Origin of the sequence: Rhodococcus antarcticus, assembly GCF_026153295.1 — a bacterium.
Classification (GTDB): domain Bacteria; phylum Actinomycetota; class Actinomycetes; order Mycobacteriales; family Mycobacteriaceae; genus Rhodococcus_D; species Rhodococcus_D antarcticus.
This window is the reverse complement of sequence record NZ_CP110616.1, coordinates 25,046-51,427: the sequence shown is the minus strand read 5'-3', so window position 1 is coordinate 51,427 and position 26,382 is coordinate 25,046. Positions and strand designations below refer to the sequence as shown.

The 26,382-nt window shown below is 67.1% G+C and carries 25 protein-coding genes; 20 read left to right on the top strand and 5 right to left on the bottom strand.

Annotated features, from left to right (window positions below):
- Positions 1-21 precede the first annotated feature (21 nt).
- The gene (locus tag RHODO2019_RS18175) at positions 22-699 is read right to left on the bottom strand and encodes a cysteine hydrolase family protein (RefSeq protein WP_265385025.1); all 678 of its coding nucleotides are present in this window, start codon (positions 697-699) and stop codon (positions 22-24) included.
- Between the two features lie 454 nt (positions 700-1,153).
- On the opposite strand from RHODO2019_RS18175, the gene RHODO2019_RS18170 reads away from it, so the two are divergent.
- Positions 1,154-2,188 carry an alcohol dehydrogenase catalytic domain-containing protein gene (locus RHODO2019_RS18170; RefSeq protein WP_354005614.1) on the top strand — a complete coding sequence of 345 codons (1,035 nt, stop codon included), beginning with the start codon at positions 1,154-1,156 and terminating at the stop codon, positions 2,186-2,188.
- A 72-nt stretch (positions 2,189-2,260) separates the two neighbouring features.
- Here the strand turns inward: RHODO2019_RS18170 and RHODO2019_RS18165 are convergent, their stop codons facing one another.
- The gene (locus tag RHODO2019_RS18165; protein WP_265385023.1) at positions 2,261-3,289 is read right to left on the bottom strand and encodes an LLM class flavin-dependent oxidoreductase; all 1,029 of its coding nucleotides are present in this window, start codon (positions 3,287-3,289) and stop codon (positions 2,261-2,263) included.
- 466 nt (positions 3,290-3,755) lie between these two features.
- On the opposite strand from RHODO2019_RS18165, the gene RHODO2019_RS18160 reads away from it, so the two are divergent.
- The 6 genes from RHODO2019_RS18160 (at position 3,756) to RHODO2019_RS18135 (ending at position 8,327) form a co-directional block, all read left to right on the top strand.
- Entirely contained in the window at positions 3,756-3,932 is a 177-nt protein-coding gene (locus RHODO2019_RS18160; protein WP_265385022.1) for a hypothetical protein, read from the top strand.
- 583 nt (positions 3,933-4,515) lie between these two features.
- Positions 4,516-4,920, top strand: a complete 405-nt coding sequence (locus RHODO2019_RS18155; RefSeq protein ID WP_265385021.1) for a hypothetical protein — start codon at positions 4,516-4,518, stop codon at positions 4,918-4,920.
- 894 nt (positions 4,921-5,814) lie between these two features.
- Positions 5,815-6,693 carry an SMODS domain-containing nucleotidyltransferase gene (locus RHODO2019_RS18150; RefSeq protein WP_265385020.1) on the top strand — a complete coding sequence of 293 codons (879 nt, stop codon included), beginning with the start codon at positions 5,815-5,817 and terminating at the stop codon, positions 6,691-6,693.
- Positions 6,680-7,249, top strand: a complete 570-nt coding sequence (locus RHODO2019_RS18145) for an SLATT domain-containing protein (protein ID WP_265385019.1) — start codon at positions 6,680-6,682, stop codon at positions 7,247-7,249. The genes RHODO2019_RS18150 and RHODO2019_RS18145 overlap by 14 nt, the downstream gene beginning before the upstream one ends.
- A gap of 272 nt (positions 7,250-7,521) precedes the next feature.
- Positions 7,522-7,977 carry a prevent-host-death protein gene (locus tag RHODO2019_RS18140; protein WP_265385018.1) on the top strand — a complete coding sequence of 152 codons (456 nt, stop codon included), beginning with the start codon at positions 7,522-7,524 and terminating at the stop codon, positions 7,975-7,977.
- Between the two features lie 2 nt (positions 7,978-7,979).
- The gene (locus tag RHODO2019_RS18135) at positions 7,980-8,327 is read left to right on the top strand and encodes a hypothetical protein (protein ID WP_265385017.1); all 348 of its coding nucleotides are present in this window, start codon (positions 7,980-7,982) and stop codon (positions 8,325-8,327) included.
- A gap of 102 nt (positions 8,328-8,429) precedes the next feature.
- On the opposite strand, the gene RHODO2019_RS18130 is transcribed toward RHODO2019_RS18135, so the two are convergent.
- Complete coding sequence (locus RHODO2019_RS18130; RefSeq protein ID WP_265385016.1) at positions 8,430-9,380, bottom strand: recombinase family protein; 951 nt, start codon at positions 9,378-9,380, stop codon at positions 8,430-8,432.
- A 480-nt stretch (positions 9,381-9,860) separates the two neighbouring features.
- On the opposite strand from RHODO2019_RS18130, the gene RHODO2019_RS18125 reads away from it, so the two are divergent.
- The 9 genes from RHODO2019_RS18125 (at position 9,861) to RHODO2019_RS18085 (ending at position 20,531) form a co-directional block, all read left to right on the top strand.
- A complete protein-coding gene (locus RHODO2019_RS18125; RefSeq protein ID WP_265385015.1) occupies positions 9,861-10,529 on the top strand; it encodes a recombinase family protein in 669 nt (222 codons plus the stop codon).
- Positions 10,530-10,545: 16 nt separating this feature from the next.
- Positions 10,546-12,024, top strand: a complete 1,479-nt coding sequence (locus RHODO2019_RS18120) for a TnsB C-terminal domain-containing protein (protein WP_265385014.1) — start codon at positions 10,546-10,548, stop codon at positions 12,022-12,024.
- 19 nt (positions 12,025-12,043) lie between these two features.
- Positions 12,044-12,928: an AAA family ATPase gene (locus RHODO2019_RS18115; protein WP_265385013.1), complete on the top strand. Its 885-nt coding sequence runs from the start codon at positions 12,044-12,046 to the stop codon at positions 12,926-12,928.
- A gap of 776 nt (positions 12,929-13,704) precedes the next feature.
- On the top strand, positions 13,705-14,067 hold the full coding sequence (locus tag RHODO2019_RS18110) for a hypothetical protein (protein ID WP_265385012.1): 363 nt from the start codon (positions 13,705-13,707) through the stop codon (positions 14,065-14,067).
- 356 nt (positions 14,068-14,423) lie between these two features.
- On the top strand, positions 14,424-14,975 hold the full coding sequence (locus RHODO2019_RS18105; RefSeq protein WP_265385011.1) for an SGNH/GDSL hydrolase family protein: 552 nt from the start codon (positions 14,424-14,426) through the stop codon (positions 14,973-14,975).
- Between the two features lie 390 nt (positions 14,976-15,365).
- Positions 15,366-16,565 carry an adenine-specific methyltransferase EcoRI family protein gene (locus tag RHODO2019_RS18100; protein ID WP_435532253.1) on the top strand — a complete coding sequence of 400 codons (1,200 nt, stop codon included), beginning with the start codon at positions 15,366-15,368 and terminating at the stop codon, positions 16,563-16,565.
- Entirely contained in the window at positions 16,565-17,731 is a 1,167-nt protein-coding gene (locus tag RHODO2019_RS18095; RefSeq protein ID WP_265385009.1) for a GmrSD restriction endonuclease domain-containing protein, read from the top strand. The genes RHODO2019_RS18100 and RHODO2019_RS18095 overlap by 1 nt, the downstream gene beginning before the upstream one ends.
- Before the next feature lie 413 nt (positions 17,732-18,144).
- Positions 18,145-19,689 (top strand): PD-(D/E)XK nuclease family protein, encoded by a 1,545-nt coding sequence (locus RHODO2019_RS18090; protein ID WP_265385008.1) that lies wholly within the window; start codon positions 18,145-18,147, stop codon positions 19,687-19,689.
- A 44-nt stretch (positions 19,690-19,733) separates the two neighbouring features.
- Positions 19,734-20,531 carry a hypothetical protein gene (locus RHODO2019_RS18085; protein WP_265385007.1) on the top strand — a complete coding sequence of 266 codons (798 nt, stop codon included), beginning with the start codon at positions 19,734-19,736 and terminating at the stop codon, positions 20,529-20,531.
- Positions 20,532-20,549: 18 nt separating this feature from the next.
- Here the strand turns inward: RHODO2019_RS18085 and RHODO2019_RS18080 are convergent, their stop codons facing one another.
- Both RHODO2019_RS18080 and RHODO2019_RS18075 read right to left on the bottom strand, forming a co-directional pair.
- Entirely contained in the window at positions 20,550-21,716 is a 1,167-nt protein-coding gene (locus RHODO2019_RS18080; RefSeq protein ID WP_265385006.1) for an ImmA/IrrE family metallo-endopeptidase, read from the bottom strand.
- 844 nt (positions 21,717-22,560) lie between these two features.
- Positions 22,561-22,815: a hypothetical protein gene (locus RHODO2019_RS18075; RefSeq protein WP_265385005.1), complete on the bottom strand. Its 255-nt coding sequence runs from the start codon at positions 22,813-22,815 to the stop codon at positions 22,561-22,563.
- A gap of 333 nt (positions 22,816-23,148) precedes the next feature.
- Here RHODO2019_RS18075 and RHODO2019_RS18070 point away from each other — a divergent pair, with 333 nt between their 5' ends.
- Genes RHODO2019_RS18070 through istB form a run of 4 tightly spaced genes read left to right on the top strand, consistent with a single transcriptional unit; the run spans position 23,149 to position 26,357 of the window.
- On the top strand, positions 23,149-23,571 hold the full coding sequence (locus RHODO2019_RS18070; protein ID WP_265385004.1) for a hypothetical protein: 423 nt from the start codon (positions 23,149-23,151) through the stop codon (positions 23,569-23,571).
- On the top strand, positions 23,568-24,236 hold the full coding sequence (locus RHODO2019_RS18065) for a helicase associated domain-containing protein (protein ID WP_265385003.1): 669 nt from the start codon (positions 23,568-23,570) through the stop codon (positions 24,234-24,236). Before RHODO2019_RS18070 ends, RHODO2019_RS18065 begins: the two co-directional genes overlap by 4 nt.
- A 52-nt stretch (positions 24,237-24,288) precedes the next feature.
- Positions 24,289-25,599, top strand: a complete 1,311-nt coding sequence (istA, locus tag RHODO2019_RS18060; RefSeq protein ID WP_265385002.1) for an IS21 family transposase — start codon at positions 24,289-24,291, stop codon at positions 25,597-25,599.
- Positions 25,596-26,357 (top strand): IS21-like element helper ATPase IstB, encoded by a 762-nt coding sequence (gene istB, locus RHODO2019_RS18055; RefSeq protein WP_265385001.1) that lies wholly within the window; start codon positions 25,596-25,598, stop codon positions 26,355-26,357. Before istA ends, istB begins: the two co-directional genes overlap by 4 nt.
- Positions 26,358-26,382: the final 25 nt, after the last annotated feature.

Here is a 26,382-nt window from a genome sequence, read left to right as displayed (position 1 = left end):
GTGCACTGAGCGGCGCCCACGTCATTGGATCGGCACCGCGGGCCCCCAAGCGTTCGCTAAGTGCCTGCTGCTCGTCACCTCGCCGAAGTACTGTTCCACCGTGCTGACGGTCGCAGCATGGGCGCCGGCGTGGTAGCTGGCGCAGCAGTCCTCGACAAGCGACACGTTGTACTCGTGGAACAACCCATCGCGCAAGGTCGACTCCACGCAGACGTCGGTCGATACACCGGCAAGGAGCAAGGACGTAATACCCGAACTGCGCAGGACGACATCCAGGTTGGTCCCGGCGAAGGCGGAGTACCGGTGCTTGACCACGATCGGCTCACCCGGCTCCGGGCTCACACGATAAAGCTTCGCCCCCCATGAGCCAGTGCGGCAGATCGAGTCGGCGGCCCGCGTCGCCGCGGCAGTGATGGACCGCCGAGACACCCAAGCCGGGCTGTCCGTCGTGTCGTCGTGCGTGGTCTGGACGAAGACGACGAGCACTTTTGCGGCTCGTGCAGCCACGAGAAGGTGCTCCAGACGAGGGACCATAGCGACTGCGGCGGCGACGTCGTTGCCGGCAGCGGCGCAGACACCGGCCGGGTCGCAAAAGTCGTTTTGCACATCGACGACAACGAGGGCGGTCGTCCTCGGGTCGTGCCGAAACGAAAGACTTGCTGGTGGTCCCGCCAGCTCATCACCCAGGGGGTAATTCATCGAGGATTCTCTCCAAGCCGCCGGTCTCGGCGAAGCGCGTCGGGTAGATGCACGACGATACCAACTGTCCCATCGCAGCCCAGTCCTCACAGCAGAATTTGCCCCGAAATTCTTCCTTTATACCGGCGGTACCACTATTTTTCTCAGTGAACGGCTAGCTCCAGCGACGGAGGAACCCAAACGCCTCGAGTGCACGCCAGCAGCCCTCTGGCGACGCGCCGTCGACCCGGGCCGACCTGTCAGACCCCACGCCAGCGGGCTGTTATCGACCAGAGCCACGACACGACTCAGCACAGGTCCAATCCCTTCCCGAGGAGAGTCATGCTCATAGATGCACCGACGTCGACAGAACCCCTCACTGCGGCAAAGAACGTTCCGCGCGTGATCCGTGGTGCACCCCGCTGGATAGTTAAGCGGATTGCCCGCGCGCGCGCTGCGCACCCGTCGCCCCACGGTGCCCATACCCACACGGACCTGCACGAGAGCAGTAGTTGTGGCTGAGCGCGTACGCGCAGGAGGTGAAGTGCTCCAGCTCACTGCGGCACGCTCCCTTAGTCGGGAGAGACGTCCGGTACCAGAGGCGGCAGCGAACGAAGTCGTCGTCGCTCCCCTGGCCGTGGGGCTGTGTGGGACCGACCTCCACGCTTGGCGCGGACGGCTCGACCGGTGCCCAATCGTCCCTACGCACGATGGAGTGGCGGAGGTCATCGAGGTCGGGCCCGGTGGCGACACCTCGCTGCTCGGTCGCCGCGTCGTGATTGATCCTGTCGACGCCTGCGGCGCGTGCACCTCGTGCCGTCGTGGTCACGTGGGCGTCTGCACAGACGGTGGTTACCTGGGTATGACCATCGACGGTCTTCTCGCAGAGCGCGTAGCACTTCCCGCCGCCCGGGTCGTCCGCGTGCCGAACCACATCTCCGACATGGACGCTACGGTGCTCGAGCCGGTCGCGATCGGTTGCCGCATCGTGGCACTGACGCAGGCTTTAGGGTCGCAGCCCGCGGCTTGCGTGATTATCGGCGGTGGACCGCTGGGCCTACTTGTCGGTTCCGTTCTGCTCCACGTCGGATGGTCGGTCACCGTCGTCGAGCCGCAGCCTGCACGGCGTAAAATTGCAGAGCAGCTACGTATGTCTGCAGTTGCACCCGACGACGTATCGGACTCACGCGCGCACCTCGTGGTGGAGACGTCCGCCGCGGCGCCCGGCACTGCCGCAGCGCTGCGTGCGGCAGCGCCAGGCGCAGTGGTCGTCATCCTCGGCAGATCAACGGGGGGCATGTCCTCCGCAGAAATCCTGCTTCGCGAGCTCACCGTGGTGGGCCTACGCGGCGGCTCCGGGTTCTACGCAGCCGCTGTTCAGCTGGTCGCGAACGGAGCGGTCACCCCTTCCGCCGTCATCAGCCATATTTTCGACCGCAACGACGTGGAGCGCGCATTCGCTGCGCATGACGGGGACGCCTCTCCCCTGCGGGCGGTGCTGCGCCGCTGACCTCACCCCCAGGACGTCGGCGGGCCCTAAGGTCGACCACCCCTCGGGAGGCGGCGATCCCGGTTCGCATCTTTACAGGCGGGCTGGGGTGAGGTCGGCGAGGGCCGGGAGAACTTCTGTGGCGAGGAGCTGGACGGTTTGGGCTGATTCGTCGTAGCTGGTGTCACCGAAGGCCACGTCGACCGCGACGTAGGTGATACCCGCCTGCTGCGCTTGCTCGGTGAGGTAGGTCAACGCGTCCTCGGGGGTCCCCGCGAACGCTCCGCCCTTGTCGTGCCACTCCGCGAAGTCCTTGCCCGTGCGCTTGTCGAAGGGCGAGGGCAGCCCCGCCTTGAGCCAGGTGTGGTCGGTGTTCGCCCGCCACGGGCCGAAGGCCCGGTTGGCGGTGTGCATGGCTTCCTCGGCGGTTGGCGCGACCACCATGTTGCGGGTCACCGCGGTCAACGGCAGCTCCGAGGCTGGCCTCCCCAGCTTCGCCCACTCGGCTCGGAACCGGTCGGTGATGGGCCGTACCGACGCAGCGTCGAGCAGAGCGGCCACATTCAGGCCCAGTCCCGCAGCCCACCCGGCCTTCTCCGGGTCAGCGATCCCGTACCAGAGGGGCAGCGCGCTCTGCACCGGGGCAACAACCATGGGCACAGAACTGATGTCGTAGAACTCGCCATGGAAGTCCAGTACCGGGCAGCTCAGGCCGCGGCGCACGATCTCGACCAGCTCGCTGAAACGTGCGCGGGTGGTGTCGTGGTCGATGCCGTAGTAGCCGACCTCGACGGGGGAGATCCCGCGACCCATGCCGATTTCGAGGCGACCGCCACTGAGCTGGTCCAACATCGCGATCTCCTCGACTAGCCGCACCGGGTGGTACATCGGCAGGGTGTTGACGAAGGTACCGATACGCAGGTTCTCCGTCCGCTGGGCCACCGCCGCCAGGAACAGGTTCGGTGACGGGGCCACACCCAACGGTGTGCCGTGGTGCTCAGCCAGGTGATACGCACGAAAACCCAGTGCGTCGTAAAGCTCCGTGAGCCGCAGCCGCTGCTCATACTGCTCACCGGGGCGCAGCCCGTTGGCATCGATGTGATCCATGATTCCCAGCTGCACGCCTTCTCCTGTCCGCGCCACCACGCTCAGCGCAACCCATCCCAGAAAGTTCGTACCAGGCCCCGCCGCCACGACCAGCGCTACAACAACACCCTCAAGGGCATCCCCGCTAATAACCAGTCGAGCACCACAGTCACCGTGCCACGACCACGAACAGAGCGCGTCACCACCCCACCGTTCCCGCGCGATGGCACCGCCCGGACGGCACCAGCCACTGCCACAGCCCGGCGCCCGGGTCCATCCCCGCGCGGCAGCACGCCGTGACCCACGGGGCGTCAGGACCGTTCGCAAGTCCGGCTCGCACGCTCCCGTCAGCCTGAAAAGGGTTTGCTGCAGGTTCGAAGGGGAGCGTGGCCTGGCCCCACGCCGCGCCACACAGGGGCCAGTTCAGGGTCGGTGCACTCACTCCCTGAGCGACGAGCAGCGCGTCGACGGCATGCTCAGGTCGCTCGGCGGGGAGCCCCCCATGCTGATCGCCGTGGTGGTGCTGCTCGTGCAGTGGTCCCACCACGACGGGCATGGCCCCGTGCTCGAGGGCCAACTTGCCTCGGCGACCGATCTCGGGCTCCACCGTGTCCACAACCTCGAGCCTCACCTCCCCCGGCGGCGAACGCACTTGAGCGAGCTGCGCGGCGACATCTGACGACCCAACACCGCAAGGCGGACCACCCCGTTCGCAGCCACAGGTCGGTGACCGAAGCCGGATGGACAACTCGGACAGCCTAGACCCCAACGTCCCGTACGGGATACCATACTGAATTATGGTCCAACTACTCCGGGCGGCTACTTGGCTGAAGGAGCACGGTAAGATAACGGCGGCAGCAACAGTTGTAATCGCGGGAACCGGGATTATTACGCCACTTGTTGTTGGCGGTGGCTCGGGCGAAGGCTCGACCACCAACAATATGAGTGCCACGGGCGGGAACAATAATTTTTGCGCCAACTCCAACTGTGTCATCAACCCGGCCCCGACCACTCCTGCGTTGTCACTTGCTCCGCCCGTGTCCGTCAACGTGGCCCAGAACTGCCCTCTGCCGGACTCGAGCGTTCCCACACCGCTTTCAGTCACCCTATGCGTGACCTTCTGGTGCCATGCCCCAGTTCTAGCTTCGAACGGCGAGAGCATCTCAAGCGAGTACCAGATTAAGCTGCGCCCGCTAATCTCAAACCAGGGTGACACGGCGATTAACATAAGCACTGATAAGTCTAGCGCCCTCCGCTTACTTGTGAGCGGGAGCGACATCGTTAAGAACTGGCAGCCACAACGGGCAACCCTCGATTACGGCGACATGCCGTTCCAGATCAGTTACAACGGAACGACAGCCTGGGCGGTTGCGCCTAACCGGCCGCGCACCGAGGTCCCAACAAGCAACGGCGAATACACCGGATTTGCCAACACATGGAACCAACCAGCAGAGCTGGGAGCGCACGAGAACGCAGGTTCGATCGAGCCCGTCAAAGATCTACAGGACCTCGTTTTCAACGTTCCACTTCCGACCATTCCGACGATCGGAGCGGTGCAGGGCGTCTACGGTCTAGCGTTGGTGAGCTACGCCGCCGGGGCGCCGAAGGTGACTGCATACGCGCCGATTGGCGACTGGCAGCATCAGGTAGTCGCCAGCAGCTTTTAGTAACGTTCGAAGTCGGACCCGCAATTGCTGGTGGTCGTCCAGCGGCAGTCGGGTCATAGCAAGTGACCGTCATGTTGGGGGGTACGACCCCTTCGATGCCGCCGCGGTAGGGGCACGGTGGTTTCGACCCCCGTGTCGGCGTCTCACAGGGATCGGACTCCGGGTCGGAACGGTCGTCCGTCGGGAAGGCCGCACGGCGGGTCTGATCGGGAGTGGTGCGACAACGCTTTCTTTAGCGCCAACTGCTCCTCGGGTCAAATACCGTGCTTGGCGAGGGCGCTCAGGTGGTCCGCCCCGCGCCTCGGGCTTCGAAGTGGACAGCGCTCAGGTTGGAGAGGTGACGACATAACAGAACGGCCGGCCGAGCTGCGGTGGATCCACGCGCGGAAGTGGCAGGCGGTCTTCGCGGCCATTGTGCTGTCAGGCGTCGTGTACGTCGTCCTCAGCGCCGTGACATCGCGTGGTTTCGCCGTCGGTCCGTTGCTTTCGACGCTGGGCATTGCAGCGGTCGGAATGAGCTCGGCGACCGGTCGTCGCCAGATCACCGGCCGGTGGTAGCCCACCGCGAGGATCCGTTCACCGATCCCTGACCGGGCGCCGCCGAGGCCTCGATCAAAAACCGTCATCCGGTGGGCGAGACCCGCTCACCCGCGCCATAGGGCCCGTTATGCATCGTTCGGCAGGCTGGTTAGGGCGCACGGATCGATCGCTAGGTGCGGCCGTGCCGACACCGGACGACCGTAGGCCCGGCGACACGAAATGCCGCCGTTGCCGGCGCCGGACGGCCGGTGGTCATGGGCCCTGAGCGTTGTGGCGTGCCCGCGCAATCAGACGAGGCTTGGCGGGAGGACGATGTCAGCCGGGTGTGCGAAACTTCCGGGTACAGGAGGGCACGTGTCTACATCATCACGATTTGATCGGTTCATCGGCAATGTTTCGCTAAATGCTGCTCAGCGGCAGGAGGCTCAGGATCGAGTCAAGTCGGTGGCGTCGAAACTTAATGAGCGCTACTACCCGAACGTGGCCTACACGGGCTCGACGAAGCTGCTGATCGGGTCGCACGCCAAGCGCACGCGGGTGCGGCCACCCCGCGATGTCGACATGGTCTTCATCATGCCGATCTTGCAGTACAAGCGTTACGACGAGTACGCAGGCAACGGACAGTCGCAGATGCTCCAAGACGTCCGCGCGGTCATCGCACAGCGCTACCCGAGCACTTCGATTAGCGGAAGCGGGCGAGTCGTCGACGTCAAGTTCACCAACGGACACTCAGTGCAAGTCGTCCCCGCCTTCGAGGTAACCGGGAAGTTCCTCCTAGCAGACTCGCACGACGGGGGCAGTTGGCAGCTCTCCAACTACCGCGAGGAAGCGGCGTTCGTCGACCGGTCGGACAAACGAACCGCTGGCAACACCCGTAAACTAATCAAGATGCTGAAGGTGTGGCAGCAGGAATGCAACGTGCCGATCAAGTCGATCGTTCTTGAGTTGAGAGCGGTCAACTTCCTCAAAGACTGGCCACACGCCTCCAAGTCCTCGACATATCACGACTGGATGATGCGCGACTTCTTTAAGGAGTTGCTGAACTACACAAACGGAACGTGTAAGATTCCTGGCATTGACGAAAAATGCCAGTACGGGGATGCATGGGCTGCCAAAGTTCGACGCGCGTACGCCAACGCTCTTGAGGCGTGCGAGGACGAGGCCAGTAGTTATGAGTACCTAGCGACTGAGCACTGGCAGAAAATCTTTGGATCGATGTATGTCGGCCCCTGACGAAATAAACATCGCCAATTTACGCGAGAGTCTCGGCCGCGTGGTCTATAGCCACAAAACGCACGAAAAGGCGCGCGAGATCGAAAGCGCCAAAACGGCTGTGATTAAGTGGTTCAACATCATCCTCACCGCGTTGACCGCCGGCTCTATCTTCAGCGCGCTAACGACGGATGAGCACGTGCTCCTCGTTATAGGCGCGGTGATCTCAATGATCGCCGTCGCCTTCGTCGTGTTCCAGCTGAGCTTTGATCCGAGGGGTTCCGAGGAACGTCACCGTGCCACGGCGAAGCAGCTCTGGCTGATACGCGAGCAGTATCAGTTGCTGCTCGTTGACATGATGGAGACGCAGACCGCGGGCCAGGATCTGTTGGTACGGCGGGACACGCTCGTTGCCGACCTGGGGATCGTTTACTCCCAAGCACCGAACACGAGTCCACGCGCCTACAAGAAAGCACAGACCGCGCTGCAAGTGAAAGACGACATGACTTTCAGCGATGAGGAGATCGATCGCTTCCTCCCGTTAGTCCTTCAGACGACGAATCGCAAACCAGACTGACCAGACGAGCACTCGGCACAATCGGCGCTCGCGCCCATCCTCACTGCGCTCCGTAAGCGCAACCCGGACCGGAACCGTGGGAGCGCTACGGGGGTGCAACTGCCGGTTGGTCCCGTAGGCCCTGTCCGGAGGTCGTCCCGGGAGCGGGGCGTGCTGCGGCACAAAGGAGCGGGCACGCACCGTTGCGGGCCGTGCCGCGGGCGCCTCGGGTGGGGCGGTCCCTCCCCGCGCCTAGCGTGGACTTCCGATCACGTTCGGAATAGGGTGGGTCCATGACCATGGCGTACCTGCCCGCGGCGACGCGGCGTTCCTCGGACCTGAGCAAGCACGCGGCCGAGGTGTTCGCCGAGGCCGAGGACCACCCCGTGACGGTGACCCGGCGAGACGGCGAGTCCCTGGTGCTCATGTCCCAGCGCGAGGCCGAGGCCCGTGCCGGCCTGCTGAACTTCGCCGCGCAGCTCATCACGGTGACCCTGGAGGACGGCGGCACCCTGGCCGAGCGGATGTCCAAGCCCTTCCCCTGGATGCTCGCGTTGTCACCCGCGGACCGAACCACCTGCGCCCACGAGCTCGTCGACGCCGCGCGCGCCTCCTTCGCCACCGACCAGCCGCACCTGGCGATCGCGGAGCTGACGTCCTGGCAGGAGACAGCGGTCGCCATCGCGGCCGGGCTGCGCAGCGTGGACGTCGACTGGCTCGACGGCGGCGACGTCGTGGCGCGCCCGTAGGCGTGGCAGGCAAGCGGGGTGAGCTGGTACCGCGCCCACCCAGGAAGCTCGAGTACGAGATCCGCTTCGGCACCACCAGTGCACAGCGGGGCTGGCAGGACCTTGTTGCCACCACCGGCAACCAGATGGCCGACGTCTGGGACTTCCTGACCCGCACCCCCGACACCACGACGCCGACCAACTACCGGCTCAAGGGCGAGCTGGGCAGCATCCACCGCGGTGGGGCCACCCACCAGCGGTGGCAGCACAAGCCCACCGAACGAGGAACCGCCCGGATCTGGTTCTACATCGAGGGCCAGACGGTGCACCTAGAGCAGGTGCACACCAGCCACCCCCACCAGACGAAGTAGCGGCAGGGCCACGCCCGGCTCGCCGCCGGCCTGCGTGCGGCGCTCCCCGCCCTGCACTCGGCCATGTGCGCAACAAGCTGTTGCGCACCTTCCGGGTTGCTCTCAGTGCTCGGGGCACACCAGCTCGGGGGCCGTCACCCACCCGGCGGCCACCAACCACCTCCGTGCGGGGTAGGCCACCGACCCCGGGGCGCTGTCCTCGGCGAGGGCCCCGGTGATGATGGGCCCGTCGCCGCAGCGGGTGCACTCCACGTCGACCACCGCCCCCCGCGGCTGGCAGGTCCGGCAGTGCCGGGCCTCGACGACGGCACCAGGGGTGGTGGGGTCGGGGTGCAGCCACCGCACCGCCAGGTCCGCCCGCAGCTGGGCGGCCTCCTGCCGGGTGCTGGGCTCGAGCCCGCAGGAGGGGCACGACCGCCCCGACCGCTCCCCCACCACCGGCGCGACCGACACCACCGGGGGCAGGACCGGTGCCACTACCGGTGCGGTCACGACGGCGGGGGTGGTCTTGAGGTGGCGGTACAACGTCGTGCGGCTGACCCCCAGGACGTCGGCGACCTCCGTCAGCGGCGTCCCCGCGGTGACCATCCGCAGCGCCTGCTTCGTCTTCGCCGCGGTCATCACCGTGGGCCGGCCCCCGACCCGACCCCGCCGCCGGGCGGCGGCCAGCCCGGCCATGGTGCGTTCCCTGATGAGATCACGCTCGAACTCCGCGAGTGAGCCGAAGATGTGGAACACCAACCGGCCCCCGGGGGTGGTGGTGTCGATGGCCTCCTGCAGCGACCGGAACCCGATGCCACGGTCGGCAAGACCGCGGACGGTCTCGATGAGGTGCGGCAGCGACCGACCCAGGCGGTCCAGCCGCCACACCACCAGGGTGTCCCCCGGACGCAACGCGTCCATCACCGCAGCCAGCTCTGGTCGGTCGGTGATCGCACCGGAAGCGGTGTCGGTCCACGACCGGAAGCACCCCGCGGCGCTGAGAGCGTCGTGCTGCAGCGCAGCGTCCTGCTCCAGGGTGGAGACCCTCGCGTACCCCAGCAGCTCACCCACGAGGCCGCACTGTTCCACAACTCACCGTCAGGCCGTCTGGCGACACAGAGGTTTCGGGCACCAGTTCTGCACCCACCACTCCCCCACCCTGTCGGGAGCAGCGTTGTGACTCGCAGCGTTAGTTGGCGCTGCCCTGGTCGAGGAATGTGGCTCGTCGGCATGACGCGTGGTGAGGCGTCAGGTCGATGAGCGGTGGCAGCTACCGCATCGAGTGCGTTCAGCGGTGCGCCTTCGCGGGTCCGTGTCGCCAGAACAGTTCCGTGTCACCGAGGCGTCGCCGATGGCCGTGGAACGAGCATGTCAGCCAGACGCACCGCACCGAGGTCGACAGGATGACCGTTCCACTTCCTTGGTAGTGGGACGGTGTCGTCGCCGGGCTGTCCGGGGTGCTGGGTTCCTGGTGGCGGCCATCCCACAAGTCAGGTCCACAAGTCCGTCTTAGAAGTGCCGTACGGATCCGACCTCCGGTACGGTGCGGGGGTGGAGCTGGGGTACGCGCGGGTGTCGACGGCGAAGCAGGACCTCGAGCGGCAGATCGACGCGCTGCGGGTGGCCGGGGTCGCACCGGAGCGGATCTACCTCGACAAGAAATCCGGGGCCACGACGAACCGGCCCGGCCTGCAGGCGGTGCTGGGCTACGCCCGCGACGGCGACGTGATCGTGGTCCACACCCTCGACCGGCTCGGGCGCACCGTGCGCGACACCCTGAACTTGATCCACGAGCTCTCCGAGCGTGGTGTCGGGGTCCGCAACCTCGCCGACCCGATCCGGGTCGACTCGGCGAACCCGGGCGACCCGATGGGTCAGCTCGCGGTCGTGCTGCTGGCGTTGTTCGCGCAGATGGAGCGCACCTACACCGTGGAGCGGGCCGCGCACGCCCGCGCGGTGGCGACGGCGAAGGGCCGCCGGATCGGGCGGCCGAGCGTCGTGGACCCGGACAAGCTCGCCTACGCCGCGCACCTGCGAGAGACCGGGCACACCATCGGTGAGATCGTCACCAAGAGCGGTATCGCCCGCACCAGCCTCTACCGGCACCTGCCGCCCCGACCGGCCGAGCAGCTCACGGTCGCCGCGCCCGCCGGCGACGACGCCAGCCCGCCGGCCACGTCGCCGCCAGCGTTGACGGCGCCAGCGTTGACGGCGCCGTAGGCCAGGAGGGTGCGTGGTGACCGGGCGGCTCAGCGCGCAGGACAAGGTCACCCTGTTGCGCGAGCACGTCGACGGCGGAGTGCCCCTGACCCGCCTGGCCGAAGACGCGGGTGTGCCGGTGCGCACGCTGAGCCGGTGGGCAGCTGCCTACCGCGACGGCGGCAGCGTGTCGTCGCTGGAGCGCAAGACGCGCAGTGACCGCGGCCGGCGGCAGCTGCCGAAGGACCTGGTGGACATCATCGAGGCCCTCGCGCTACGCCGACCGGCGCCGACCACCGCGTTCGTGCACCGCCGGATCAGCGACCTCGCCCACGACCAGGGGCTCCCGGCGCCGAGTTACTCCACGGTGCGAGGGATCGTCGCGGCCATCGACCCGGGACTGCGGACGCTCGCGCTGCACGGTGACACCGCCTACCGGGACCAGTTCGAGCTGGTCCTGCGGCGCACGGCCGCCCGCCCCAACGAGCAGTGGCAGGCCGACCACACCCTGCTCGACGTGCAGATCCTCGACCGACAACACCAGCCGGTGCGGCCCTGGCTGACCGTGGTCCTGGATGACTACTCCCGCGCGGTCGCCGGCTACACACTCCTGCTGGGCGACCCGACCGCCGAGCAGACCGCTCTCGCGCTGCACCAGGCCGTCCGCGGCAAGGCCAACCCTGCCTGGCAGGTCCAGGGCCTGCCCGACGTGCTCTACAGCGACCACGGCAGCGACTTCACCAGCAACAGGCTCGAACGGGTCTGCCTGGACACCCACATCCGGCTCATCCACTCCCGGGTCGGGGTCCCGCAGGGCCGGGGCAAGATCGAACGCTTCTACCGCACGATCACCAGCGAGCTGCTCCCGCACCTGCCGGGGCACATCCCGCACGGCACCCACGGCCAACCGATCTCCCCACCCACCCTCAGCACCGCCCAGCTCGACGCCGCGCTCGAGCAGTTCATCATCGGCGAGTACCACCAGCGGCCGCATTCGGAGACCGGGCAACCACCGGGGCGGCGTTGGCTCGGCGAGGGCTGGATCCCCCGCGCCCCGGGCCACCCCGAGGACCTCGACCTGCTGCTGCTCACCGCCGCGACAGGCCGGGTCGTGCAGCGCGACGGGATCCGCTTCAACAGCACCCGCTACCTCAGCCCCGTCCTGGCCGCCTACGTCGGTGAGACCGTCACCATCCGCTACGACCCCCGTGACGCCGCCGAGCTCCGCGTCTTCCACGACGACGGCTACCTCTGCCGGGCCATCGCCCCCGAGCTCGCGACCGGAGCCGTCACCCTCGAGCAGGTCCAGGACGCGCGCAACCGCCGGCGCCGAGCCCTCAAACAGCAGCTGCGTGAGCGCCGCAGCCTGGCCGACTCCCTACCCCCCGACCACCGCTACGTCCCGGACCCGGCGCCATCGCCCGATGCCACACCCGCTGGACCACCTGACCCGCAGGTCCCCGACCAGCCTGACCCTGGCCCACGACACCGGCTGAGGACCTATGCCAGCGACTGAGCCCACCAACGACCTCAGCATGCTCGGCACAGACGACGACGGCCGACGATTCCTCTCCGGCACCTTCGGCGAGCTCAGCCCCGCCACACCAGCGACCAACCCGCCGACGTTCCTGGTCACCACCGAGCACCGCCGGTTCGCCGAGTTCGCCGACACCGTCCGCACCCACCGCTACATCGGGCTGTGCTGGGGACCACCCGGGGTCGGCAAGACGCTGTCCGCCCGGCACTACGCCGGCACCGACGACTGGGCCCGATGGCAGCACGAGCTCACCACCGGCGCCGAGCCCGGACCGGTGCCCGAACGCGTCCGACAGAGCCGGACCGCGCTGTGGACACCGACCGTCAGCGCCACCACCAAGGAGGTCGACCAGGCACTACCCCGAGCCTGCCAACAGATCTCCTACGCCATCGACTACCACCAGCACGGCAAGGTCGACCCCTTCGTCCACACCGACTCCGCCGGGTCCGGGCTCACCGAGCTGCTCATCATCGACGAAGCCGACCGGCTCAAGACCACCGGCCTGGAACAGGTCCGCGACTACTACGACCGACACCGCCTCGGCGTCATCCTCATCGGCATGCCCGGCATCGAGAAACGCCTGGCCCGCTACCCCCAGCTCTACAGCCGAATCGGCTTCGCCCACCAGTACCGCCCCCTGACCAACGACGAACTCACCGCCCTGCTCACCCGCCGCTGGCAGGCCACCCCCACCACCGACGAAGGCGAGCAGCTCGCCCAGACCGTCGCCACCGCCACCGTCGCCCGCATCACCGGCGGCAACTTCCGACTCGTCGACCGACTACTCACCCAAGTCGAGCGCATCCGCACCATCAACAACCTCCACACCATCACCCCCGAAGTCGTCGAGGCCGCCCGCGAAGCCCTCCTCATCGGCCGCTGACCCACGGCCACATAACGCCGCCAGATATCCGCCAGACAGCGGTCCGAGTCACAGAGCAGCGTTTCGGGTGGGGGTGTGTGCCAGAACCGGCCGTGAGCGGCGCACCCGGCGCGGTAGTGAACCTGGCAACCGGGTCGGCGACCTGAAGGTGCCGGCAGTGCTCGCTCGGTGTTCCACAACCGCTCGTATTCGTGCTCATGAAGCGCACTGCATGAACATGCGGGCGGGTGGGGTGACGGGTCGCTCGGTTGGCTGGCTGCGCTCACGCGGAGCCCGCGGTGGAAGCCGCACGAAGGGGGCTGCTGCACGCCCACCCCAATACCTGACCTCCAGTAGCCGCGGAGTCGGGGCCTCGCGGGTGTTGACGCGTGTGGAGACCGGTGCTAAAAAATCGGCAGACACAGAGGGATCACCTGAGGCGCTGCACGGGGCAGCGCATGAGTGCGCACAACACAGTCCAGACCCAACCCGACGGAGGTGATCGCTGCGAGGCACATCATCTGGTTGCAGTCCTGACGTCTCCCCTACGTCGAAGGGCCCGGTTGCTTCGGCAACCGGGCCCTCCGCGCAGCGCGGGGTCCGCGCAGTGGTTCACAACCGAGCGAATATGCACCCACCCCGCTCGACTGTCGAGTTCTCCAGTTCAGCCCGGAACACGGGCCATGCGCACCAACGGGCGGCAACGGCGCCCAGCCGACGGCTTGGCCCGCGTTCGCCCCCGTGGTGGTGAACCGCACACGGAGGACACTGCACCTGTGAAGCCTGGTGAGCGGTTGGTGACCGTGCTCGTGACGCTGGCCGTCCCCGACACCGCTGACGCCGACGATGCCGCCACCCTCATCGCCGTGGCCGCCGACAGCACCGCCCTCACCGTCATCCACACCACCGGGGTCGAGGGCCACCTCCCCCTCCCAGGCAGCACCGTCATGCGCGGCCGCCAAGAACGACCCTGGCTGGTCCACTCCGTCAGCGCTGACAACGCGATCCTCACCGACCTCGCCGGTGGCGTCATACAGGTCGCCCTGACCTCCCTGCACCCCGACCAGGTCGACTCCCCCACCGACCCCACCGCGGACACCGAGCCCACCGCGGGCGCAACGGAGCGCTCCGCCGCCGACCACCGCACTGACCTCGCCTGAGCTTCGGGTAGCCGCAGCCGTAACAAACGCCCAGACCCCACGCCGGCGTTTCATAACCGACCGAATTAGACGCGCGGTCGGAGTGGTCACCCTGAGCAACGACCTTGGCCCGAGGTCGGACGACGACCACTATGCGACTGCTCGACCGCGTCGGTACTCGCCCCGGGGCCGACGTACCGTGGGGAGTGCCCGGAACCCGTCGACGACACCCGGCGACCCGACCTCTCGCCGCACTGGCGGCGGCCGTGACGGTGGTCCTCGTCGGTGGCTGCGCGGGCCGCACGGAGGCAGTACCCCCGCCTGCGACGGGTGCGGCGACCCGCCCGCCGACCACGGGTGCGGCGACGCGGCTGGTCGTGATCGGGGACTCGCTGAGCACCGGGTTCGCCACCCCCGGCGACCCCTGGACACGGCAGGCACTGTCACTGTTCACCGCACGCGGCCAGCACGTGCAGATCACCAACGCCTCCGAGAACGGCGCCGGATACGTCGCACCCGGCGACAACGGCAACGTCTTCCTCGACCTCGTCAACCGGGCCGTCCTCGCCCAGGCCCAGATCGTCGTCGTCTTCGGCTCCGACAACGACGCCGGCCAACCCGATGTCGCCCCGGCGATGGCCCAGACCCTGCACCAGGTGCGGGACCTCGCACCCACCGCCACGCTGCTCGTCGTGGGGCCCCCATCGGTCCCGGCCGACCCTGGCGTCGACCTGACCACCATCCGCGACGACCTCGCCACCGCCACCACACAGGTCGATGGGCACTTCCTCGACCCCCTCACCCTCGGATGGTTCCAAGGCCCCGAAAGCCAGTTCGTCTCCGACGACGGCGAACACCCCAACACCGACGGCGAGCTCTACCTCGCCCAGCAGATCGTCGACGCCGTCGAACCCCTGATCGTGCGCTGACCCCCACAGAACAACCACCAACAGACCCACCGGGGCCGGTCCGCCAGAGCCTGCCGTCAAAGTCCGGGCGGTGTTTCACAACCGAGCGAATGAGCAACACGGGTCCAGCGTTGCCACCGCCCGGCAACGGCGGTCCCGACGTGGCCGACGTGGCCGACGCGTGGTTTCGGCGCCAGCTGGGCCCTCGCTCGCGCGGGGCTCATCTGTATCCGCCAGGACCCGACAGCATGCGACTGCTACCAGCAACGCCCACGACGGAGAGCCAGCCGTACTGGTGGTCGGTGAGCACCTCGACCCAACCGCGCCCTGCGCCGCGTCGAACGGGCCGACAGAGGTCATCGACCGGCTTGCGCCCATAATGGGAGCCGCGAGCGTCGGTGCGACGCAAGCATGGGGAAAGGGCAGGGCGTGACCACAGGGGCTGGCAACGAGATATTGGGTCGGGCAAAGGCCGTCAAGAACGACGAATTTTACACTCAATGGGCAGATATCGAGCGAGAAATGAACGCATATCTTGAGTACGACCCAAACGTTTTTCGCGATAAAGTCGTACTCCTCCCATGTGATGATCCCGAATGGTCCAACTTTACAAAGTTCTTCGCTCTTCGCTTTATGGATTACGGAATTAAACGGCTCATCTCCACTTCGTTTGCGCCCGACAGTAACCCTGCCGGGGACCTTCTTACGCCCACGCTCTTCGAAACCGAAGACCCGAAATTTGATAGCCGACGAACGCGACTCAACGGCAAGAAATTTGTCCTTGAGCCAAAGGATCTCAATAAGGACGGCGTCGTAAATATCGACGACCTCCAGTGGGACTACCTGGAGGGGGACGGCGATTTTCGCAGTGCAGAGGTCACCGCCTTACGTGATGGGGCTGACATTGTCATTACGAACCCTCCGTTTTCATTGTTCCGCGAGTTCGTCGACTGGCTGGTTGAGGGCCGCGTGAGGTTCTCGATGATCGGCAACCAAAACGCGATTGCCTACCGAGAGGTATTCAGACGGATCAAGGACAACCAGATGTGGCTCGGGAAAGGATTTCCGCGCAACATGGCTCATTTTCACACGCCGTATTCTGTCCACAGTCCGTGGGTTGAGCAGCGGGGCGAAGGTATCGTCCGGGTTCCCGGTGTTCAGTGGTTCACCAACATAGAGCATGGCCGCCGCCACGAGCCACTCCAACTGATGACAATGACGGACAATCTAAGGTACAACAAGAAGCTGATCGGGACACTTGGTGGCGGGACTGAGTATCAGCGATACGACAACTTCGACGCGATCGAGGTGCCCTTTAGCGACGCGATTCCATCTGACTTTGACGGCGTCATGGGCGTGCCAATCACGTGGCTGGCTAAATACAACCCAGATCAATTCGAGATACTGGGTACAGACGAATCCGACCTTCGTCCGACGAAGACGTACTCGGCTAAGCGAAAATTCGTCGATGGTGTGCTAGCGAAATCAAATACTGGATCGAAGGGGTGCTACATCCGGGCGGACTCTTTCGGCGCTGGGACTTACTTCGACGTCGGGTACCCAGTCAAACGCATGTACAAGCGCATCTTTATCCAGCGAAAGACTGGCTAGTGAAGACCAACCTCAAACATTATACGGTTGCGAAGGCCCTCGACGGGTTTGTCTACAACGAGCTGGAAGGTAAGGGGCTGTTCGGGCTGTCCGGAGCACTTACGATTCAACCGGAGTACCAGCGTAACTACATCTATAACGACGGCAAGAAGGACGTCGCCGTCATCGACTCGCTCTTGAAGGGCTACCCGCTAGGCCTGATCTACTTCAACGTCACCGCTGACGGGCTCGAAGTCCTCGATGGACAGCAGCGCATCACGTCTGTCGGCCGGTTTGTCACTGGCAAGTTCGCGATCAAAGTTGAAGGCAGGGAGCAGACGTTCTCCTCCTTGCCACCTGAGGACCAAGGCCGAATCGTCGACTCAGAGTTGTTGGTCTACGAGTGTTCAGGAACAGAACGCGAGATCAAGGACTGGTTTCAGACCATCAATATTTCCGGCGTTCCGCTCACCCCCCAGGAACTCCTGAACGCAATCTACTCCGGTCCGTTCGTAACACTAGCCAAGGCAGAGTTCTCCAATTCGGCCAATGCCAACCTCCAGAAATGGGGCTCATACATCAAAGGCGACCCGAAACGGCAAGAAGTTCTCGCCGAGGCGCTTTCCTGGGTCGCCACCAGCCAGCAGCTCAACGTTGATGCCTATCTTGCGCAGCACCGACTCGACGACTCGATATCTGGCCTCAAGACCTACTTCACGTCGGTCGTGGATTGGATCGGGAGTGTGTTTATTCGGACACCAGACAAGGAGATGCGTGGCCTGGAGTGGGGTCGGCTTTACGAGACATTTCACTCGAAGTCGTACAATGCTTCGACGGTCAACGCTCGGGTCTCCAGCCTACTTGGTGATCCTGCGGTCCATAAGCGCCGAGGTGTCTACGAGTACGTTCTTGGGGGCGGGACTGACCCGCGCCTCCTTGCGGTGAGGGTCTTCGACGAAAAGACCATCGCGACGCGCTACGCCCAGCAAACGGTCAACGCTGAGGCCGGGGCTGCGTCGAACTGCCCGGTGTGCGCGGCCGGGGGAAATACCAACAAGACGCGAATTTACAGGCGGAGCGAGATGGACGCTGACCACGTAACGGCTTGGTCTAAGGGCGGCGCGACGGACTTGGCAAACTGCGAGATGCTTTGTATTCCACACAACCGCTCGAAGGGCAACTTCTAGTAAGTCGGTGCCGCGCGGTTGATCGTGAATTCATCTGGGCTTGGATGCGTCGTCGACACCCTCTCAGCACGTCTTAGTGCTCACTGAGGGGCTCCGCCAGCCCACCATCTCGCCACCCTCAAGCTGTCGTTCGTGATGTTCCGACATCCCGGCCGGGCACATGGAGATTGCTGCCGACCCAGTCCCAGCTATGCGAAACCAACGCAACAGCATGGCCTCTTGCGATCAGCCAGCACGCCGGGTAACGCTCTCGCGGGACCGCGTGCGTCTGTCGGAGACGGCGTATACGGTCCATCAAGCCGAAGGGAGGCAACGCCGTGCCATGGGATCCGCCGCTGGACCTTGTGGGCGACCGTGCCCTGCTCAAGATCTCGGCGACTAACATGGCCGACGACTGTGCATGCGGACGACGGATGGCGTTCAAAACGCGTCCGAAGGTCAAGGCGGCATCGTGGCACCAGACCTACTCGGACGACATGCCGTTCGTCCTGAGGGACGTGCACGAACTCGTGGCGGAGGCGCACCGAATTGATGGTATTGATGACTACGCCGCCCTTCACGCCTGGCTGCTGCGCCAGCTCGACGCCCGAGGCGTCCCTCGGCTGATCCGGCCATACGTCGAGACCGCCGTGGAGAACGTCCTCGATGTACACGACTCGATTGAGGCGGACCTCGGCCCGCTGCAGGTGCTGGCTCTAAACCCTGCCGTCGGGCCGCCCGCCCGACGGCTCACGGTGTGGGGGACGCTCTACACGACGGTCGACGGTGTGCGTGAGGTGCGTCGCGTCCGAGTCGGGTCCGCCCACGACGTCCCCACCGCCGCGGACGTGGCTTGGTCTACGACCGCGGCATACGTCGCCGCGACGGTCTCCAGCCTTCCTGCGGCGCGCCGGGTACGCGTCGTCGAAATCGGGGCCGGGGACGCCAGCTGTGCTGTCCTCTTCGACGGCACACCGGACGAGGCGACGACAATATTCGTCACCGAAGGCCGTGATCGAGCAAGGGCGCTGGTGGAGCAGGACCACGTCGTCCCATGCCGGTCGTGTGGTGATTGCAAGGTGACGGGTGTCTGCGGGGGCCCGGTTCAGGTCGACGGGATGCTCGGACAGACGGCCGTGGGCGTGGTCTCGCGCTCCGTATCGCCTACCGCGCTCGAGAAGTACGCGCGGTGCCCAGCGCAATGGCTCCTCGACGCGGAGGCCCACCTGCCGAAGGAGCCCGTTGATAGCGACGCGATAGTCCGGGGGGACGCGGTGCACCGCTGGTTGGAAACCGCACATCACCGCGGGACAGCCTGCAACGAGGCCGACCTACCTAACCCCGCGGGCGGCGCCGGGCTAGGGCTGGCGGGCGGAGTCCTGACACCTGACGATTATGCGGCGGCCTACCCCTACCTGCGCGGCCACATCGCCGTGTGCCCGCTCCAGACCCGCGGCGCGGCCGTTGTTGCCGTTGAGGAGACGATCTATGGCTGGGATGCTTCCGCGCAGGTCGTCCCGGCGACCAAGCCTGATCTGCTGTATCGGCTCGGGGACCGGCTCGTGATCCGTGAGACCAAAAGCATGCAGTCCCCGCCTGGGGACAAGGACGACGCTTACAGCCGGTATCTGCAGGTCCCGTTCATGCTGGCCCTGCTTGACGCTGGGCTTGCGGCCCTCCACGCCGCGGTGGCCGGTGTTGTCGAGCTCGAGATCCTTGGACCGGATGGTCCTGAGGTTTGGGCGTGGGCCACCGACGACCCAGTCGAGGTGGCTGTCGCCCGAGCCGACGTGCGTCGTGCCGTCGACGACTGGCACGTCGACACGACGTTTGAAGCCGCTCCCGGCCCGCACTGCGTCTGGTGTCCGGTCCGGAAGTGGTGCCCGGATCGTGACGCGCACCAGAACCCTTCTGGCGGCCAGTCCCTCTCGAGGCCCGACAGCTGGCGGGACGACGAGGATGAACCCCCACCGTTCTAGCGCTCAGCTGCGTAGGTCGCCCATCCTCAGGAGGACCGAAGTACATGCCTGACCCGATGGCTAGTCCGTCTCCGGCGCTCATGCCCAAGCGAACGGCGATAATCCCGCCTGCAGCGCGGCCGCCGGGACCACCGCATCCAGCCCTGTACGCCGTTGATCCGACGATCTCCCGGCGCGGTGATCCGCAGTACGTGGCCTGGCCCGACACCGGGGTTCTCCTGAGTATCCATGCGTCCCCAAACCCGCCCGACTCTCACGACGACTACGACATGCCCACTAAGTTCCGGGCCCACTACCGCAAGCGCACCCGACTCGCGCCTCGCATCACACGGGAGATCCGAGGGTTGGCCTTCGGAAGTGGAACGTCGGCCCGCGACTTCCGGGTCTCCAGCGCGGCGAGCACGGCCTACACCAAGCTCCTGCTGGGCGATGACGCTCTATCGCCCGTCGAGCTAACGACCGAAGACGCGAAGCAGGTCGAGAAGGTTCAGGCCCAGCTCCGTGCTCTGCCGGGCGCAGACCAGTCCCCGCACAAGCACGGCGGGGAGGCCGAGATCATCGTGTTGGCTGCGAAAGCCGCGGCGGGAGGGGGTCGACACGTCATCCTCGCCAACGACGTCGGCGCGAGCGTCGTCGCAAACGCACACGGACTGTCTAGCCGGCACGCCGCCGACGTCATTGCCGAGCTCTCATGCTCCGATCCGACCCTCGACCCCAACACGTGCTTACGGAGGTTCCGCCTCGGCAACGACGTCTCCGGGATCCCGGCGGCGTGCGCCCCCACGGACACGACTCCGTTCCAGTGCGTCAGCGGTGGCTCAACCTGTGCACTTTGCCCCTGACCAAGGCCAACACAACCGCTAGGACGAGGGCTGCCAGCCAGCAGCGGCAAGCTCACGCTCCACGGTCTCGATGTCACCACGCATCAGATCCGCGACAAGGTCCGCGCGGACCCACCCGTTGCCGTACGCCTGCGCTGCTCGCGAGACAAGCGTCGGCGAGCCCGACTCCGCATGCTCGGCTACGCAAAACTCGCGCCATTGGTCCACCAAGTTCGCCGCCGCCAGCAAATCGTCGACACGCGCGGACCGGACGGAGTCCAGCTCCACGGACGGCACGCCGCCGTCCTCCTGTAGCGCGATCACCGTGGCGTCTCGAGACACACCGAAGCGCGCCATAAGCGACGCTGTGACCTGTTGCCAGCGTCGAGGCCCCGCCGGCGCTCGGCGGACCGCCTCGCGCACGGAACGTGTCGGAAGCAAGAGGTGGCGGGCAAAGGACTCGGCCCGCCACTCCGGCAACGCCTCGGGCTCCTCTGCCCTGTCGACGATGACCTGGTCCTTGTCGTCGTAGAGCGCGTGGCAAAGCTCGTGCGCGAGCGTGTAACGCTGTTTTGCCCAGACGTCCGTCGACGACACCAGGATGACCCTGTGTGCTCCCCCCGTGCGCAGGTCGCGCACGTTCAGCCCGTGAACCCCCGCCGGGAGCGGCAAGGAAGCGACTGGGATACCGAAGCTCTCGACCATGGCAACCATGTCCGTGATCGGCCCGTCGTCCCCCAGGTCGAGGACCGCGCGGACCCGGTCGGCCGTGACCATGCCAGCCGCCTTGCCGAACTTGTCGCGCGAGAGCATCACGCGGCTCAGCGACTCGCGCAGCGGCGCGGCAGCGGGGCCAAACCAGCTGTCGAGCAGCGCCCCGTGGTCGAGCAACCGGTTTGCGTAGGCGAGCGGGCCGCTGAGGGCCTCCGCGCCACGAATACGCCCCAGACGAAGGCTCACCCCTAGGTGGCCACTCACTGGTAGCTCACCAGTGAGTACAGCAACAGGCACCTCAAGCACGTCGGCAGCACCAAGTAGCTCGCTGACCGACGGCTCATACGTCCCATCGAGTACTCGCTCGACCGGCACGGCCTCCGCTAGCAGCATGCCCACCGAGAGCTGCGCGGCCGTCAACTCCGAAACTGCCAAAAGCGCAGAAAGCCTGGCACCGGGCGTCGACAGCGAATCGTCGAGGGGCGTCAGCACGGTCGTCTCCTTCCCAGGGCAAGGCGAGCGCGACCCGAACGCGCGTCGAGAACTACTACGAGAAGTTGCCCGCCACCCGCATCGTCAAGCACCGTACGGGCCGGAGCCGTCACAACCGTATGCGGGACAGCGTCAGGCAACCACAACAGCCGCCGCAACCGCAGCAGCGTCGCGCAAATCACCCGCTGGAAACGACCTGCGCTATTGACCAACGGCCTGCACACGGCAGCGTCTGGCTTCGACGACAGCCGCCAGTCAACCGCGCTGTAGCAGAGGTTGGGAGCAGGAAGTCCCGTTCACACCCGAGGGTGCGAGGTTCGGGCGCAGCGCGGCGGGGACACCTCTCACGACGTTCCAAATACGAACGGTTTAGGCACGTAGGGTGGGGTTCGCCCTCACCGTCGGGCTGAGGCCGGGTCCTGGCAAGCACCCCAGTGCGGTGCCACCCCGAGGTACGAACACCCGGCCCGTCCCAGCGCCCGGTCGCCGTCCCACAGTCCCCGCGCGCCTCACCACCGCCACCAGGGTGACGCTTTTCCCGTCGGCGCCGACATCGGCCCGTTCCCCCTTGACGACGTCGGGGTCAAGGCCGTCGACAGCGCGCAGCCGCTCACGCTGCTCGTCACCCTTGACCGAGGCACGCTCGCCACGCTGCCGCCTTCGCGATGACCAGCACCGTGTCATCGACGCTCGGCTGGTACACGTGCAGGCAAGCGCCGGGGTCCGGACAGTCAGAAGGGCCGGGCAGCATCCGCTGCCCGGCCCTTCTGGTGACCACTCGCCTACCCGGTGCCGATGCCGTCGCTGGAGGTCACCGACTCACCCGGGTGGTGAGCTGTGACGCTCAGGCGCCCGGGGCCTCCGGGGCCTCGGCCGCACCCGGGACGTCGGGGCCGCTCTGGTCACCGTTCTGGACGTCACCCGGGCCGTCGGCGTGGTCGGCGGCGTCGGGGGTGTCCCCGGGGGTGGCGGGGGCGTTGACGCTGGTGGTCGTGGTCGGCGAGTTCGTGGTGGTGGCGGCGTTCGCCACGCCCGCTCCGATGCCGCCCACGGCCAGCACGCCCAGGGCCGCCACGGCGATCCGCTTGTTGAGCTTCATGAAGGGGGTCCTTTCCCGATCCGGCCCACGCTCTGCAGGCCGACAGGACTCACCATGCCCCCGCCTACCTGTACGCACGCTGAACGCCGCTGAGGGTGGTGGCAGGTCCGCCTGATGCGTGGCCAGGTCGTAACGATGCCCGGGGCCGGCACCACACACAGGACCCCACCACGGGCATGTGGGGGGCCACCCACCCCGGCCCGGCTCTACCGACGACCACCGCACGGACGACCACCGCACGGACGACCACCGCACGGACGACCCCCGAGCCGACCTCGCGTGAGCTGTTTCGGGGCCGGGTTGGTGGGGGTGCGCTGGTGTTAGCGTCCCCGGATGCCCGACTCGTCGACGGTGTGGCCGGTGCGTGTGCGGGTGCGGGTCGCCGCCCACAGCGTGGTCGGACTCCTGCTGGGCGTCGCGATCGTCGTCACTGTGGTGCACGGTGAGGTCACCGCGGCCGCCGCCAGCGCAGCAGCACTGGTGTTCTTCCTCGAGGCCCGCCACACCGAGGCCATGGTGGCCCGGGCCCAGCACACCACCCAACAGCACGCGGTGCGGGCGGCGCAGGCGCAGGTGGTCGCCGAGCAGGTCCGGGTGCGCGCGGAGCAGACCCTGGACCTGGTGGTCGCCACCGCCACGGCCAACCTGCCCCAGGACACCGCCGACGAGCTGATCCTTACCGTTCTGGCCTACCGGGAGAACCTCGACCACCCCCCCACCCCAGGGGCCACCCACGACGACCCATCCCGCCCATGAGCCCACCCAGTGGCGACAGCGGCGACAGCGCCAACAGCGACACGGGGGACGGGGCGGACGGGGGCGGGGGTCGGCCGCGGAGCCGGGCCGAGACCAGTGCCGCCACCTGGGAGCGCGGTGTGGCTGCACTGCACACCTACGTCACCGCCCACGGGTCGGCGACCCCACCGACCCACCTGGTGGTCGACGGGTTCGCCCTGGGACGGTGGGCGGCCCGCTGCCGAGACACCCACCGGGCCGGGCAACTCCCACCGGAGCGGGTCGCGGTGCTCCAGGCCCTGCCCGGATGGTCATGGGGGCGCACCCAGCGCGACCGGTTCCTGGAAGGCCTGACCCACCTGCGCACCTACGTGGCCCGCCACGGCACCGCACAAACACCCCGCGACACCGTCGTCGACGGCTTCCGGGTCGGGGACTGGGCACAACGACGACGACAAGCCCACGCCAGCGGGGAGCTACGCCCGCAGTGGGCAGCCGAGCTGGAGGCGTTACCGGGGTGGCGGTGGCGGCAGAACCGGCAGCCCTTCCACTGGGCCGAGGGGCTCACCGCCCTGCAGGGGTGGATCACCGAGCACGGTGACGCGGTGGTCCCGGAGCAGGCCACCCACCATGGCTACCCCCTGGGAGCCTGGGTGCACACCGTCCGCCGTGTCGACGCCGCGTGAAGACTGACCCCCTGGTGCCGGTGGAATGTTGACCCCTCGGTGACCCTGAGGAGTGATCACTGTGGAGCACTGGGCTGAGATTCGTCGGTTGCACCTGTCGGAGGGCATGCCGATCAAGGCCATCGCGCGTCGGCTGGGGGTGGCTCGGAACACGGTGCGCTCGGCGTTGGGTTCGGCGGAGCCACCTCGGTATGAGCGTCCCTCGCGGGGGTCGGTGATGGATGGTCTGGAGCCGCGGATCGTGGCCTTGCTGTCGGAGTTCCCGGACATGCCCGCGACGGTGGTTGCCGAGCGGTTGGGCTACACCGGGTCGAGCTCGGTGCTGCGGGCGCGGGTGGCGCTGCTGCGCCCGCGGGTGCGTCCGGTCGACCCGGCTGACCGGACCACCTACGAGGCGGGTCAGGTCGTGCAGTGCGACCTGTGGTTCCCCAACACGGCGGTGGTGCCGGTGGCACCGGGGCAGCTGCTGGCCCCACCGGTGCTGACGATGGTCGCCGGGTTCTCCCGGTGGATCATGGCCATGGCGCTGCCGTCGCGGACGAGCACCGACCTGACCGCCGGCATGTGGTCGCTGCTGAGCGGTCTGGGTGGGGTCCCGAAGATGCTCGTCTGGGACAACGAGGCCGGCATCGGCCAGCACCAGCGGCTCACCGTCGCTGCCCGCTCCTTCGCCGGCACCCTGGGCACCCGCATCTGGCAGGCCCCGGCCCGGGACCCGGAGACCAAGGGGGTCGTCGAGCGGGCCAACGGCTACCTGCAGACCTCGTTCCTGCCGGGGCGGCGCTTTACCGGGCCGGAGGACTTCAACGATCAGCTCGCCGACTGGCTGCCCAGGGCCAACGAGCGCCTGGTGAGGGCCACCGGGTCCACCCCGGCGGCGCGTCTCGGCGGTGACCGGGCCGCGATGGGGGCCCTGCCGCCGGTGGCGCCGGTCGTGGGCTGGCGCGCGCAGGTCCGCCTCGGGCGTGACTACTACGTGCGGGTGGCTGGCAACGACTACAGCGTCTGCCCGTCGGTGATCGGGAGGATGGTCGAGCTGCGCTGCGACCTGCACCGGGTCCAGGCCCGCTGCGCGGACGTCCTCGTCGCGGACCACCCCCGGTCCTGGGCGCGGGCACTGACCATCACCGACCCCGAGCACGTGGTGACCGCCAAGGGCCTGCGCACCGCGTTCCAGCAACGCCCGAGCAGCACCGCGGCAGCACCAGGTGGGACAGGTTCGGCCACGGCCAGGCAGGCCGGGTTGGTCGTGGCCCGCCGGGCGCTGAGCGACTACGACACCACCTTCGGGCTCGCACCCCGACCACCTGCACCCCCCACGCCGCCAGCGGCCGCGCGGCACCTGCAGGTGGTCACGCCATGAGCAGCGCCGCCCGCAACGTCGACGCCGAGATCGTTCTGCTCGCCCGCGAGCTGAAGACCCCCGTCATCGCCGACACCTTCGCCGACCTCGCCGCCCAGGCCCGCGCCGAGACGTGGTCGCACGAGACCTACCTCGCTGCTGTCCTAGCCCGCCAGGTCGCCTCCCGCACCGTCAACGGCACCCGCCTGCGGGTCGCTGGGGCGCACTTCCCGCAGACCAAGACCCTCGAGGACTTCAGCTTCACCGGCCTGCCCACCGCGACCCGCGACACCCTCGCCCACCTCGCGACGACAACCTTCATCCCCCGCCGGGAGAACGTCGTCCTGCTCGGCCCACCCGGGCTCGGCAAGACCCACCTGGCCATCGCGATCGGCATGAAGGCCTGCGAAGCCGGTTACCCGGTCGCGTTCGCCTCCACCACCGGCTGGCTGCACCGCCTCGCCGCCGCCCACGACCGCAACACCCTCGACACCGAGCTGCGCAAGCTCCACCGCTACCGGCTGCTCATCATCGACGAGGTCGGCTACCTGCCCCTCGACGCCGCCGCCGCATCACTGTTCTTCCAGCTCATCGCCAGCCGCTACGAAACGGGGTCGGTCATCGTCACCAGCAACCTCGCCTTCAGCCAGTGGGGCCAGACCCTCGGCGACGACATCGTCGCCGCCGCGACCATCGACCGCCTCGTCCACCACGCCACCGTCCTGGCCCTCGACGGTGACTCCTACCGCACCCGCAAGCACCGACCCCCCACCAGCTGAACGACCCCGAGGGGGTCAACTTTCA